The sequence below is a fragment of the Lachnobacterium bovis genome, from assembly GCF_900111325.1.
Classification (GTDB): Bacteria; Bacillota; Clostridia; order Lachnospirales; family Lachnospiraceae; genus Roseburia; species Roseburia bovis_A.
Genome location: NZ_FOGW01000018.1, coordinates 1 through 14,997 on the forward strand (window position 1 = coordinate 1; position 14,997 = coordinate 14,997).

At 31.1% G+C, this 14,997-nt stretch carries 9 protein-coding genes; 8 read left to right on the top strand and 1 reads right to left on the bottom strand.

The window, feature by feature from the left end:
- Positions 1 to 281: 281 nt before the first annotated feature.
- The 3 genes from hisF to BMY79_RS08370 all read left to right on the top strand — a co-directional run bounded on the left by hisF (position 282) and on the right by BMY79_RS08370 (position 2,607).
- Positions 282 to 1,043 carry an imidazole glycerol phosphate synthase subunit HisF gene (gene hisF / locus BMY79_RS08360; protein WP_022747609.1) on the top strand — a complete coding sequence of 254 codons (762 nt, stop codon included), beginning with the start codon at positions 282 to 284 and terminating at the stop codon, positions 1,041 to 1,043.
- Positions 1,044 to 1,078: 35 nt separating this feature from the next.
- Positions 1,079 to 1,765 (top strand): uracil-DNA glycosylase, encoded by a 687-nt coding sequence (gene ung, locus BMY79_RS08365; RefSeq protein WP_022747608.1) that lies wholly within the window; start codon positions 1,079 to 1,081, stop codon positions 1,763 to 1,765.
- Positions 1,766 to 1,839: 74 nt separating this feature from the next.
- Complete coding sequence (locus BMY79_RS08370) at positions 1,840 to 2,607, top strand: hypothetical protein (RefSeq protein WP_074730746.1); 768 nt, start codon at positions 1,840 to 1,842, stop codon at positions 2,605 to 2,607.
- A gap of 191 nt (positions 2,608 to 2,798) precedes the next feature.
- Here the strand turns inward: BMY79_RS08370 and BMY79_RS08375 are convergent, their stop codons facing one another.
- Complete coding sequence (locus BMY79_RS08375; RefSeq protein ID WP_022747605.1) at positions 2,799 to 4,430, bottom strand: ABC-F family ATP-binding cassette domain-containing protein; 1,632 nt, start codon at positions 4,428 to 4,430, stop codon at positions 2,799 to 2,801.
- Between the two features lie 405 nt (positions 4,431 to 4,835).
- On the opposite strand from BMY79_RS08375, the gene nifJ reads away from it, so the two are divergent.
- The 5 genes from nifJ to recO all read left to right on the top strand — a co-directional run bounded on the left by nifJ (position 4,836) and on the right by recO (position 14,997).
- A complete protein-coding gene (nifJ, locus tag BMY79_RS08380; RefSeq protein ID WP_074730747.1) occupies positions 4,836 to 8,360 on the top strand; it encodes a pyruvate:ferredoxin (flavodoxin) oxidoreductase in 3,525 nt (1,174 codons plus the stop codon).
- A 269-nt stretch (positions 8,361 to 8,629) separates the two neighbouring features.
- Positions 8,630 to 10,117, top strand: a complete 1,488-nt coding sequence (locus BMY79_RS08385; protein WP_022747603.1) for a V-type ATP synthase subunit I domain-containing protein — start codon at positions 8,630 to 8,632, stop codon at positions 10,115 to 10,117.
- Between the two features lie 182 nt (positions 10,118 to 10,299).
- Positions 10,300 to 13,212: an insulinase family protein gene (locus BMY79_RS08390; protein WP_074730748.1), complete on the top strand. Its 2,913-nt coding sequence runs from the start codon at positions 10,300 to 10,302 to the stop codon at positions 13,210 to 13,212.
- Between the two features lie 106 nt (positions 13,213 to 13,318).
- The gene (era, locus tag BMY79_RS08395) at positions 13,319 to 14,230 is read left to right on the top strand and encodes a GTPase Era (RefSeq protein WP_022747600.1); all 912 of its coding nucleotides are present in this window, start codon (positions 13,319 to 13,321) and stop codon (positions 14,228 to 14,230) included.
- 5 nt (positions 14,231 to 14,235) lie between these two features.
- Complete coding sequence (gene recO / locus BMY79_RS08400; RefSeq protein WP_022747599.1) at positions 14,236 to 14,997, top strand: DNA repair protein RecO; 762 nt, start codon at positions 14,236 to 14,238, stop codon at positions 14,995 to 14,997.

The window sequence follows — 14,997 nt, forward strand, 5'->3', positions numbered from 1 at the left end:
GTATTAATGCTGTTTTAGAACCACAGGGTGCTCTTTGCGATTGTAACCTCGTTCTAAATAAACCGTCATGCGGTATCTAACTGATTAACAAATGAACAAAGAGACTGTGGTTGGAGCCTTTCTTAAACCATCAAGTGGTAGGAAATAATAACCAATCCACAGCATCCTAAACATCATAGTCGAACCTATAGAAAAGGTAAAGAAAAGACTATGACTGAATAGTTATAAAGACCTTGGAGAGGGTCTCTAAAAACTACTACTATATAATACGAGGGAATAATATGTTTACGAAAAGGATAATTCCATGTTTAGATGTAAAAGATGGAAGAGTAGTAAAAGGAGTTAATTTTGTTAATTTAAAAGATGCTGGGGATCCAGTTGAAATTGCAAAAGTTTATGATAAGGCTGGAGCCGATGAATTAGTTTTTTTGGATATTACAGCGTCATCAGATAATAGGAATACTGTAATTGATATGGTATCTAAGGTGGCTTCAAATGTGTTTATACCATTTACAGTCGGCGGCGGAATAAGAACTGTTGAGGATTTTAACGCTTTACTTCGAGAGGGAGCAGATAAAATTTCAATAAATTCAGCAGCAATAAATAATCCAGATTTAATTTCACAAGCAGCTGAACGCTTTGGAAGTCAGTGTGTAGTAGTGGCGATAGATGCAAGAAGACGAGAAGACAAAAGAGGTTGGAATGTCTATAAAAATGGTGGAAGAGTTGATACAGGATTAGATGCTGTTGAATGGGCCAAAAGAGTAGATGAATTAGGTGCTGGAGAAATCCTTCTTACAAGTATGGATTGTGATGGAACTAAAAATGGTTATGATATCGAGTTAACAAGAACCATAGCTGAAAATGTTTCAATTCCAGTTATTGCATCAGGCGGTGCAGGTACAAACGAACATTTTTATGATGCATTTGAGGATGGAAAAGCAGATGCTGTGCTTGCAGCTTCACTTTTTCACTATAAGGAGTTAGAAATAAAGGATTTGAAAGAATATTTAGCAAAAAAGGGAATATCTGTTAGATTATAGGAAGGAGATATAACATTTTAGGTTATAAATTTTAAATGAAAGTTACAAATGATTGGCAAAATGTTTTAGAAACAGAATACAAAAAGGATTACTATAAGGAATTATATAAATTTGTTTTAGAAGAATATAAAACTCAAACAATTTATCCACCTGCAGAAGATATTTTTAATGCGTTACATTTAACACCATTAAAAGATGTAAAGGTACTAATATTAGGACAAGATCCTTATCATAACGAAATGCAAGCACATGGTCTTAGCTTTTCAGTTTTACCAGAACAAAGGGATATTCCACCATCACTGCAAAATATTTATAAAGAATTAAATACAGATTTAGGTTGCTATATTCCTAATAATGGTTTTCTTGAAAAATGGGCAAAACAAGGAGTTTTAATGTTGAATACTGTTTTGACTGTAAGAGCTCATCAAGCAAATTCACATAAAGGCCATGGCTGGGAAGAATTTACGGATGCAATAATTAGAGCTGTAAATGAAAAAGATGACCCAGTTGTATTTTTATTGTGGGGACGACCAGCACAAATGAAAGAAAAAATGGTAACAAATCCTAAACATTTGGTATTAAAGGCTCCACATCCAAGTCCATTATCTGCATATAGAGGTTTTTTTGGATGTAAACATTTTAGTCAAACAAATGAATTTTTAGAAAAAAATGGAATTAAACCAATTGATTGGCAAATAGAAAACATTGATTATGAGGTTTAAAAAACATATGAGCAAGTCGATATAGAGTTTTGTAATAGGATAGTGCGCTATTATATGCCAAAGGGGGTGAATTTATGGCAATAGTAACTGGGTTTAATAGTCAATCAATAGGTATGTTATTTTCTAGTAATCAAACAAATAATTTTATGTCTAACATTTATAAATTATCAAGTGATTACAGTACAGTTAAATCAGGTAATTATAGACAATTAATTAATTCATACATAAAAGAAATTGGTGGCAATAAAAATACTAGAAAACTTAACTTAGAGGATACGGACACTTTAGCAAGGATTAAAGAGTCTCTCAATCCTAGTAAAGAAAGTAAAACTAGTACTTCAACTTCAAAAGAATCTAATAAGACTATCGCTGAAGTTGAAAAGAAGGCAAATGATCTTATTAATTCTGCAAAAGAGTTAAATATTGACAAAAAATTATATGATGATACGGATAAAACATTTGATAAAGTAAAAGATTTTGTAAATAAGTATAATGATTTAGTAAAAGAAAAATCCGATATTAAATCATCAACTGTAGAAAAATCTTTTGAAAACATGATTACTACGACTAAATCAAATGAAAAATTATTAAGTAAAGTTGGTATAACTGTAAATGAAGATAAAACTTTAAAGATTGATGAGGATGTTTTAAAAAAAGCAGATAAGGATACTCTAAAATTATTATTTGCAGATAATGCTTCTTATGGTTACAGTACAAGATTAAATGCATCAATGATAGAGATGAATGCAAAAAATGAAGCCAATAAATCAAACACTTATAATATAAATGGCGCATATAATAACAATTATAACACTGGCTCGTTATTTAATTTTGTAATTTAATTATGAAAAATAATTATGAAAAGTAATTATGAAAAGTAATTATGAAACGTAATTATGATATAGTGATTTGTTTTTTAATATAAATTTAATATGAAAAAGGAGAGATTTTATCGTATATACAATACAATAAGATCCCTCCTTATTTTTTAATATAATATTTATAAATAAAATTTATAACGAAATTTTATAAATTAATCTTCAGATTCTTCAACTGAGAATACCTGACGTTTTCTAGCCATTTCATCACTTTCAAGATATTCATCGTAAGTTGTAACTTTATCAATCATGCTACCGTTAGGTAAGAATTCAATAATACGGTTAGCTGTTGTCTGAACAACTTGGTGATCTCGGCTTGAGAATAAGATAACACCAGGGAATTTAATCATACCATTATTTAATGCAGTGATTGATTCCATGTCTAAGTGGTCAGTAGGTTCATCAAACATTAAAACGTTGCTTCCTTCAATCATCATACGAGAAAGAAGTACACGAACTTTTTCACCACCGGATAATACACGCATCTTTTTAACACCATCTTCACCAGCAAAAAGCATACGTCCTAAGAAGCCACGTACATAAGTTGCTTCTTTAACTTCAGAGAATTGTGTTAACCAATCAACGATTACAGAATCTGTATCGAAGATTTCTGTATTGTCTTTAGGGAAGTAAGACTGGCTTGTTGTCACACCCCATTTATAAGAACCTTCATCTGGTTCAAGTTCACCTGCAAGGATTTTAAATAAAGTTGTTTTTGCTAATTCGTTACCGCCAACAAAAGCAATTTTATCATCATGTCCAACGATAAATGAAATGTTATCTAAAACTTTAACACCATCAATTGTTTTTGAAATTCCGTCAACTGTAAGAACTTCATTACCGATTTCTCTATTTGGTCTAAAATCAATGTAAGGATATTTACGGCTAGAAGGTCTAATTTCATCAAGCTGAATTTTCTCAAGAGCTTTCTTTCTAGAAGTAGCTTGCTTAGATTTTGAAGCATTAGCAGAGAATCTAGAAATAAATTCTTGTAATTCTTTGATTTTTTCTTCTTTTTTCTTATTAGCTTCTTTCATTTGACGAATCATAAGCTGACTTGATTCATACCAGAAATCATAGTTACCAGCATAAATTTGAATTTTACCATAATCAAGATCCGCAATATTTGTACAAACTTTATTAAGGAAGTAACGGTCATGTGATACAATAATTACAGTATTTTCAAAGTTAATAAGGAATTCTTCTAACCATGAAATTGCATCTAAGTCTAAGTGGTTAGTAGGCTCATCAAGTAAAAGAATATCTGGGTTACCAAATAATGCTTGAGCAAGTAAAACTTTAACTTTAGAAGCACCAGGCAAATCTTTCATTAATGTGTAGTGTTCTTCTGAAGGAATACCAAGACCATTTAATAGTGTAGCGGCATCACTTTCTGCATTCCAACCATCCATTTCAGCAAATTCAGCTTCTAATTCACTAGCGCGAATTCCGTCTTCATCACTAAAATCTTCTTTGGCATAAATAGCCTCTTTTTCTTTCATAATATCATAGAGACGAGTATTTCCCATGATTACTGTATCAAGAACCATTTTGTCGTCATATTTAAAGTGATCTTGTTGTAAGAAAGAAAGACGTTGACCTGGAGTGATAATTACTTCACCGCTAGTAGGTTCAATTTGTCCAGATAATATTTTTAGAAAAGTAGATTTACCAGCACCGTTAGCACCGATTAATCCATAACAATTGCCTTCAGTAAATTTGATGTTAACTTCTTCAAAAAGAGCCTTTTTACCAAGACGTAGAGTTACGTTACTTGTTTGAATCATAATTTTAAATTCTCCTATATAATAATAAAAATATAAAGTATAATCTCAATTTGTGCAAAAAAAATAGAGTCCTAGATGTATAAAAAACATGAAGCCTTCTATATTTCGCACAAATATACCATATCATTTAATGTTCAAATGATATAATACTAAAAAAAATGCCAAAAAGCAACTATAAAAAAATTATAAAAAAACACACTTTATATGCAATTACACTATTAACTTTTGCAAAAAAATAATACATATATATAAAATAACTAAAAAGTATCTCAAAAAATACAATCCATTATAGTGGTTTTGCTTGATTTTTTTTAAAAAAATGTCTATATTTATATGTAGGGGATCGATTGAAAGGTCGATGCAAAAATTTTGGACATTTGTTTAATAAAGAGTAGGAGGATTTACATGAAACGTTCAATGAAAACAATGGATGGTAATCATGCTGCAGCTCACGTATCATACGCTTATACAGATGTAGCAGCTATCTATCCAATCACACCATCATCTGTAATGGCTGAAGCAACAGATGAATGGGCAACAGCAGGAAGAAAAAATATTTTTGGCCAGACAGTACAAGTTACTGAAATGCAATCTGAAGCAGGTGCAGCAGGTACTGTTCATGGATCATTAGCAGCAGGTGCTTTAACAACAACTTATACAGCATCTCAGGGATTATTACTTATGATTCCTAACTTATATAAGGTAGCAGGAGAAAGACTTCCAGGTGTATTTAATGTATCTGCACGTTGCGTAGCTTCTCATGCATTAAATATTTTCGGTGATCACTCAGATGTTTATGCTTGCCGTCAGACAGGTGTTGCAATGCTTTGTGAATCATCAGTACAGGAAGTTATGGATTTAACACCAGTAGCTCATTGTGCAGCAATTAAAGGAAGAATTCCATTTATTAACTTCTTTGATGGATTCCGTACATCTCATGAAATTCAGAAAATTGAAACATGGGATTATGAAGATCTTAAAGATATGGTAGATTTAGATGCGGTTGATGCATTCCGTAAAGGTGCATTAAATCCAAACCATCCATGTCAGATGGGTTCAGCTCAAAACCCAGATATCTTCTTCCAGACAAGAGAATCATGTAACACAGCATACGATGAATTACCAGCAATCGTACAAGAGTACATGGATAAAGTTAATGAAAAAATTGGAACAGATTATAAATTATTTAACTACTATGGTGCAGCTGATGCTGAAAAAGTTATCATTGCAATGGGTTCTGTTTGCGAAACAATTGATGAAACAATTGATTACTTAATGGCAAGAGGCGAAAAAGTCGGTGTTGTTAAAGTTCGTTTATACAGACCATTCGTAAAAGAAGCTTTAATTGAAGCTATTCCAGATACAGTTAAGAGAATTTCAGTATTAGATAGAACTAAAGAGCCAGGTTCATTAGGTGAGCCATTATACTTAGATGTTGTAGCAGCATTAAAAGGATCTAAATTTGATCAGGTTCCAGTATTTAGTGGACGTTATGGTTTAGGTTCAAAAGATACAACACCAGGACAGATCGTTGCAGTATACAATAATGACTCAAAAGAAAGATTTACAATTGGTATCATTGATGATGTTACAAATCTTTCACTTGAAGTTAAAGAAAATCCAGTTACAACACCAGAAGGAACAACAAACTGTAAATTCTGGGGACTTGGAGCAGACGGTACTGTAGGTGCTAATAAGAACTCAATCAAGATTATTGGTGATAATACAGATATGTATGCTCAGGCATATTTCGATTATGACTCTAAAAAATCAGGTGGTGTAACAATTTCACACTTAAGATTTGGTCATACACCAATTAGATCAACATATTTAATTTCACAAGCTAACTTCGTTGCTTGTCACTGTACAGCTTATATTTACAAATATAACATGGTACAAGACTTAGTTCCAGGTGGTACATTCTTATTCAATACACAGTGGTCTGTAGATGAATTAGATGAAAAATTACCAGGACAGGTTAAGAGATACATCGCAGAAAATAACATTAACTTCTATATTATCGATGGTGTTAAAATTGGTAAAGAAATTGGACTTGGAAAACGTATCAATACAGTTTTACAGTCAGCATTCTTCTCATTAACAAAATTAATTCCAGAAGAAGAAGTTATTAAATTAATGAAAGACGCAGCTACAAGATCATATGCTAAAAAAGGTGATAACGTTGTACGTATGAACCATGAAGCAATTGATGCAGGTGCAACAGCATATGTTAAAGTAGATGTTCCAGAAAGCTGGAAGAACTGCACAGATGATGATTATTCTAAAGAAGTTAAAGGTGACCGCAAAGATGCCGTTGATTTCGTTAAAGAAATTCAGTCAAAAGTTAACGCACAGCAGGGTAATACAATTCCAGTATCTGTTGTTAAAAAATATGAAACAGGTTACACACCATCAGGTACAGCTGCATTTGAAAAACGTGGTGTAGCTACTGATGTTCCAGTATGGGATTCAACAAAATGTATCGAATGTAACCAATGTGCATATGTATGTCCACATGCGGCAATCCGTCCAGTTGCATTAACAGAAGAAGAGGCTGCTAATGCTCCAGAAGGAATGCAAATTAAAGATTTAAATACAATGCCAGGATACAAATTTGCTATTACTGTTTCAGCATATGACTGTACAGGTTGTGGATCTTGTGTAAATGTTTGTCCTGATAAAGTTCAGGCTATTACAATGGCATCATTTGAAGAAAATGAAGCTGAACAAGAATTCTTCGATTATGGTGTTTCATTACCAGAAAAAGAAGAAGTTATTGAAAAATTCAAGATTACAACTGTTAAAGGTTCACAGTTCAAAAAACCATTACTTGAGTTCTCAGGCGCTTGTGGTGGATGTGGAGAAACTCCATACGCTAGATTAATTACACAGTTATTTGGTGATAGAATGTATATTGCAAATGCAACAGGTTGTTCTTCAATTTGGGGTAACTCATCACCATCTACACCATATACAGTAAACGCTAAAGGACAAGGTCCTGCTTGGTCTAACTCATTATTTGAAGATGCTGCTGAGTTTGGTTACGGTATGTTACTTGCTCAAAGAGCTATTCGTGATAGATTAAAAGATGAAGTTGAAAAATTAGCTTCAGAGAGCACAGCAGTTAAAGATGCAGCAGACAAATGGGTAGAAACATTTGCAAGTGGTATCACAAACAAAGATGCAACAGATAAATTAGTTGATGCATTAGAAAAAGATGGCTCAGAAGCTGCTAAATCTATCTTAAAAGAAAAAGATTACCTTGCTAAGAAATCTCAGTGGGTATTCGGTGGTGACGGATGGGCTTACGACATCGGATTCGGTGGAGTTGACCACATCTTAGCTTCAGGAAAAGATATCAACGTAATGGTATTTGATACTGAAGTATATTCAAATACAGGTGGACAGTCTTCAAAAGCTACACCAACAGGTGCTATTGCACAATTCGCAGCAGGCGGAAAAGAAACTAAGAAGAAAGACTTAGCTGGTATCGCTATGAGTTATGGTTATGTTTACGTAGCACACATCGCTATGGGTGCAAACATGGCTCAGACAGTTAAAGCACTTGCTGAAGCTGAAGCATATCCAGGACCATCATTAATTATTGCTTATGCTCCATGTATCAACCACGGTATCAAGAAAGGTATGAGCAAAGCAATGACAGAAGAAAAACTTGCTGTTGAATCAGGATATTGGTTCAACTTCAGATATAATCCTGAACTTGCTGCAGAAGGAAAAGATGCATTCATCTTAGACAGCAAAGAGCCAACTGGAGATTATCAAGAATTCTTAAAAGGTGAGAACCGTTATGCTTCATTAGTTAAGTTCCATCCAGAGAAAGCTTCTGAATTATTTGCTAAAGCAGAGCAGACATCTAAAGAACGCTATGAGCACTTAAAGAAACTTGTAGATTTATATGCAGGTAAATAATAAAGGTTTTCATGACTAAACTTTATGTTTAGTGTTTTATGTAATCTTAAATGGGGATGCTATTCTTAATAGGGATAGTATCCCTTTTGTTTTTTCTTGAAAAACAACTTAAGTATGTTAAAATATTTATAAATAATAAGAGCTTTCGTGAAGATTCATGCAATTTTATGCTTTTCGGATAAATTATTTGACATTAAAAAAATCAAATGATAAAATTTAATTGTGTATAACAGGGTTTAAATTTAAGAAAAGGTAGAGGAGAGGTAATAATGAAAAAAGAGGGTATTAGATTTCAAAAAGATACTGAAAATAGAGATTTGATTTTAGATTATGATGATATTGATTCGGCAAAAAATGCCAGTGAAGATATAATGGAAATAACTATCGAGCCAAAAGCTAAATTTCCCAAAGAGTTTAATGAAAATTTAACAGAAGTCTTTAACGAATCCTTGACAGAAGAAAGCAAGCCAAGACAACAAAGATTTGTTACAAGAACGAGAAATACTCGAACACAAAGGGTAAGTAAGATTAAAAAAGATGATTCTTTACAAAAAGAATTACTTAAAACGTTTAATAAAGAGAAAGAAGAAGTTGATCATAAACAGATATCAAAAGAGGATATTAATAAAGAACAATATAAAGTAACAATAATGGATGAACAACAAAAAAATAAAATTGAGAATGTAGATGAGGGAATAAGAATGGACAATACAATTGAAAACTCACAAGAAAAATTAAGTGAAAGAAAAAATGTTGATTTTTTAGATAAAATAATTGCAGCACAGCCAGTAGAACAAGTATCACCACAACAGGAAGCACCACAACATGTGTCACCACAAATAATGCATCGAGAAGAAGTAAAACCAGTGCAGCAAGTATCACCACAACAGGAAGCACCACAACATGTGTCACCACAAATAATGCATCGAGAAGAAGTAAAGTCAGTACAGCAAATATCTCCACAACAAGTAACATCACAACCAATTTATCAGCAAGTAGAGCCTCAGAAAGTTTCAAAAAGTAACGTTATGATTGTAGATATGAGTGATACACATAAAGAGGGGGAAAAGAATATGGATGTAGATAGTGTACAACCTAAAAGTGATGGCTTATTAAAACAAATAGATGAATTTAGGGAGAAAGCTAAAATGTTACAGACTTTAATTCAGTCGAAGAAAGATGAGGCTAAAAAATTAGAGGATATTGTTGCAGAAAAAGAAAACAAGGCAGAAAAATTACAACGACTAGTCAATGAGCGACAAGAAAAAGCAGATGGCATTACAGGTGAAGTTAGTAAAAGAATAAAAGAAATGGAAAAAGAGTTAGTAGAGAGAATAAATACTATTGAAAATAATATAGATTTTCGTTTACAAGAAAGCTCAAATCATACAAGTGCGATGAATAACCAGTTAAAAGAGACTGTTACAGATTCAAATTCACTTGCACTTAAAAAAATTGATGAAAGATTAGAAAATGTTGTAACTTCAAAAGAAATAGAAGGAATTGTAGAAGAACAATTAGAAGAAACAAAAATTGTTTTATCAGAAAAGATACACAGTGAAGATGTAAAACTTTACAGAAATACGAAAGATGCACTAAAGGATATTGAACAGCAATTATATAATATTGAAAACGTAAAAGATAATACTAATTCAGTAAAAGGTTTATTAAAAGGCGTAATGGCATTGTCACTTATAAATCTTGCTGGAATAGTAGTAATGGCACTTTATATGTTTGGTTTTATACATCTTTCTTAATATAAAATATAAAAAAATGACAACCATGGTAGAAATAAAGAGCTATCATGGTTGTTTTTAAGTGTGTTTTTTTAAAAAAGATAAAAAATAGATAATTAAAAAGGTAAATATAAGTAAAACATACATATGCAAAAAGTGTTGTGTGTGTTATAATATAAACACTTATGTTCAGGAGGTAGGAAATGCAGATTAAAGATTTAACTACTTATAGAATCTTAGAAGATATAGAATTAAAAGATATAAATTCAAGGGGTTATATTTTAGAACACGTAAAAAGTGGTGCAAGAATTAGTATAATCTCTAACGATGATATAAATAAAGTTTTTTATATTGGTTTTAAAACACCACCTAAAGATGAGACAGGTGTACCACATATTATAGAGCATACAGTATTATGTGGCTCTAAAAAGTTCCCAGTGAAAGATCCTTTTGTAGAATTAGTGAAAGGTTCACTTAATACTTTTTTAAATGCTATGACATATCCAGAGAAGACTGTATATCCAATAGCAAGTTGTAATGATAAAGATTTTCAAAATTTGATGGATGTTTATCTGGATGCAGTTTTTAATCCAAATATATATAAATACAAAGAAATTTTTAAGCAAGAAGGATGGCATTACGAGTTAGAAGATAAGGATTCACCTCTTAAGATTAATGGTGTCGTTTATAATGAGATGAAAGGTGCATACTCTTCAGCAGAAGAAATACTACAAGAAGAGATTAGTAAGGCACTTTTCCCAGATAATGCATATGGTAAAGACTCAGGCGGTAACCCAGAACATATACCTGAATTAACATATGATGCTTATTTAGATTTTCATAGAAAATATTATCATCCAGTTAACTCATATATTTATTTATATGGAAATATGGATATTGTTGAAAAGCTAGAATGGCTTGATAAAGAATATTTAAATAAATATGATAAAATTGAAGTTGATTCAGAAATTAAAAAACAACCTGAATTTAATACAATTAAAGATGTCGTTAAAGAATATTCGATTGCGTCAGATGAAGATACTAAAGATAAGGCATATTTATCATATAGTAAGATAATAGAAGATGTATTAGACACTAAGTTATATCATGCATTTGATGTTTTAGATTATTGTTTGATTTCAGCACCTGGTGCACCAGTAAAAAAGGCGTTAATTGATGCAAAGATTGGTAAAGATATTTCAAGTTCATATGATGATGGCATTTTACAACCTACATTTACTATTTGTGCTAAGAATGCAAATGTAGAAGATAAAGATAGATTCATTCAAGTTATTGATGATACACTTAGACGAGTTGTTAAAGAAGGAATTAATAAAGAATCTATTTTAGCATCCATTAATTCTTCAGAATTTCGTTTTAGAGAAGCTGATTTTGGACAGTATCCAAAGGGATTACTATATGGTTTACAAATTCTAGATTCTTGGTTATATGATGATACTAAGCCATTTTTACATTTAGAATGTTTAGATACATACAAGTTTTTGAAAGAACAAATTGGAACAGGATATTTTGAAAATTTAATAGAAAAATATTTATTATCTAAGAAAAATGGTGCAGTAGTCACTCTTAAACCAGTTGCAGGTTTAAATTCAAAACTTGAAAAAGAACAAGAAGAGAAACTTGCTAAAATTAAGAGCCAAATGACAGAACAAGAAATAGAAGATTTGGTTAAAGAGACTAAGCATTTAAAAGAATATCAAGAAGAGCCTTCTCCAAAAGAAGAATTGGAGAAGATACCTATGCTTAAAAGATCAGATATTTCACCAGATGCATTACCTTTTAAAAATGAAAAGGTTATGTTAGACGATGTTCCTGTTATATATCATGATTATGAGACAAATGGAATAGATTATATTGATTTTATGTTTGAAACAACAGATTATACTTCAGAAGAACTTCAAAGTTTAGCTCTTTTAAAAACTTTGTTGAGTTATGTTGATACAGACAAATATAAATATTCAGATTTATCTAATCAGATTAGTATCTACACAGGTGGAATTAATTTTTCGGTTTCATCAATTACTAAATTAAAAGATAATGAACCATTAATATATTTAAATGTAAGAATTAGAGCATTACATGAAAATATAGATAAAGGTTTAGATTTATTATGGAATGTGCTTTTAAACACAGACTTTTCAGATAAGTCAAGAATTAAAGAGTTAATTGCTCAAACAGCTTCGAGATTAAAAAATAGCTTGAGTAGCAGTGGTAATGTCGCAGCAGCTTTAAGAGGTTTATCTTATATATCTAAGCATGGATATTATTCAGACTTATTAGTCGGTATTGAATTTTATAGATTTGTTTCTGATATTGATAAGAATTTTGATGAAAAAATAGATAGTGTTATTGCAAATATTAAAAAGGTTCTTGAAAAGGCAATTGCAGTAAACAGATTAACTATAAGCTATACTGGAAATAAAGAATTATTTGCAGAAACAAAAGATATCATTTCATCTTATGTAAAAAAATGTCCTAAAGGTACTAAGCCAGGTAAGGTATTACCAATTGACTTGAAGCAAAAGAACGAAGCATTTATGGATGCTTCACAGATTCATTATGTTGCTAGAGTTGGTAATTTTAAGAAACATGGATTTGAGTATACGGGTCTTCTTAGAATATTAAAAGTTATTTTAAGCTATGATTATTTGTGGATTAACGTTCGAGTAAAAGGTGGAGCATATGGTTGTTCAAGTTCTTTCCAAAAAACAGGAGAGGTAATGTTTACATCATATAGAGATCCTAATTTATCTGCAACTAATGATATTTATGAGAAGATACCAGAGTATGTTAGAAACTTTGACGTTAATGATAGAGATATGACTAAATATGTCATTGGAACATTTAATGCCTTAGATGCTCCTTTATATCCAGAAGCATCAGGAATTAGATCATTTATCGCATATTTAGTTGGGGAAACATACGAAAGAATTCAAAAAGAAAGAGATGTTATTTTGAATGCAACTCAAGAAGATATCAGAAATTTAGCAGATATGTTTGAGGCAGTGTTAAAAGAAAATAATATCTGTGTAATCGGTAATGAGGTTACAATTAAAAAAGAAAAAGAATTATTTAAGAATATAGATACTTTATAAAACAAAATGTAATTAATAATTTTTTGAAAAGTTAACAGTTATATTAATAGTTATATGTAAAAGAAAGGAGAGTATAGGTACGAATTTAGTACCTATACAATAAAGAATGAACGAAAGTTTTAAATCAGGATTTGTTACTATTATAGGAAGACCAAATGTTGGAAAATCAACATTAATGAATAAAATAATTGGTCAAAAAATTGCTATAACATCAAATAAACCACAGACTACAAGAAATAGAATACAGACAGTATATACAGATATGGATAGAGGACAGCTAGTTTTCCTTGATACACCAGGTATTCATAAAGCTAAAAATAAACTTGGTAAATTTATGGTTAATGTTGCTGAAAAAACATTAAAAGAAGTAGATGTTATTTTATGGTTAGTTGAGCCTTCGGCTTACGTGGGTGCTGGTGAGCAACATATAATTGAACAATTAAAGAAAGTAACAACACCTGTAATTTTAATTATCAATAAGGTTGATACAGTAGAAAAAGATAAGGTCCTTGAATACATTGATACATACAGAAAATTGTATGATTTTGCAGAAATTATTCCAACATCAGCACTTAGAGGTAATAATATAGATGATGTTATAGATAGTATTTTTAAATATATGCCATATGGACCACAGTTTTACGATGAAGATACTATCACAGATCAGCCTGAAAGAGCAATTTGCGCAGAGATCATTCGTGAGAAAGCTTTACATGCATTAGATGAAGAAGTTCCACATGGTATTGCAGTTGGTATTGATTCAATGAAAACAAGAAAAAATAAATCAGGATTAATTTATGATATCGATGCTACAATTGTATGTGAGAAGAATTCACATAAAGGTATTATTATTGGTAAACAGGGTGCGATGCTTAAAAAAATTGGTACAAATGCACGTTACGAAATAGAAAGATTATTAGATGCTAAAGTTAACCTTAAGTTATGGGTTAAAGTTAAAAAAGATTGGAGAGATAGTGATTTCCTAATCAAGAACTTCGGATTTAAGGACGAAAATTAATAGCTATGATGAATAATAATAATTTGGTATTGAAAGGCATAGTTTTATCGGCTATGCCGGTTGGTGATTATGATAAAAGATTATGTATTTTGACACAGGAAAGAGGAAAAATAGTAGCTTTTGCTAAGGGCGCTAGACGTCCAAATAATCAATTAGTTGCAGCTGCTAATCCGTTTTGTTTTGGGGAATTCGAATTATATCAAGGGAAAAATGCATATACATTATCTAAAGCTAATATACAAAATTATTTTAGAGATTTGACAAATGATATATCTACAGCGTATTACGGATTTTATTTTTTGGAATTCGCAAATTATTTTTGTCAAGAAAATGTAGAAAATTTGGAATTTCTAAAGCTTATTTATCAATCACTTAGAGCCTTAGAAAGTCATAAATTTGACAATAAATTAGTACGTGTCATTTTCGAACTTAAAGTGCTTACGATTGAAGGTATTGCGCCAATGGTATTTCGTTGTATAGGATGTCATACATCAGAAGAATTGAATTATTTTTCGATAGAGCATTCAGGAATTCTTTGTCCTAAATGTAAGAAGAATGCGAAAGTTTATAAGATATCTGATGCGACTAGATATACAATGCAGTTTATAATTAGTCAAAAAATAGAAAAATTGTATACTTTTAAGTTGTCAGATGAAATTTTAAGTGAGATACGTTATGTTGTAAAAAAATTTATTGATTATCATATTCAGCATAAGTTCAAGTCCCTTGAAATAATAGAACAAGACGTGTATAATTACAAGAGTTAG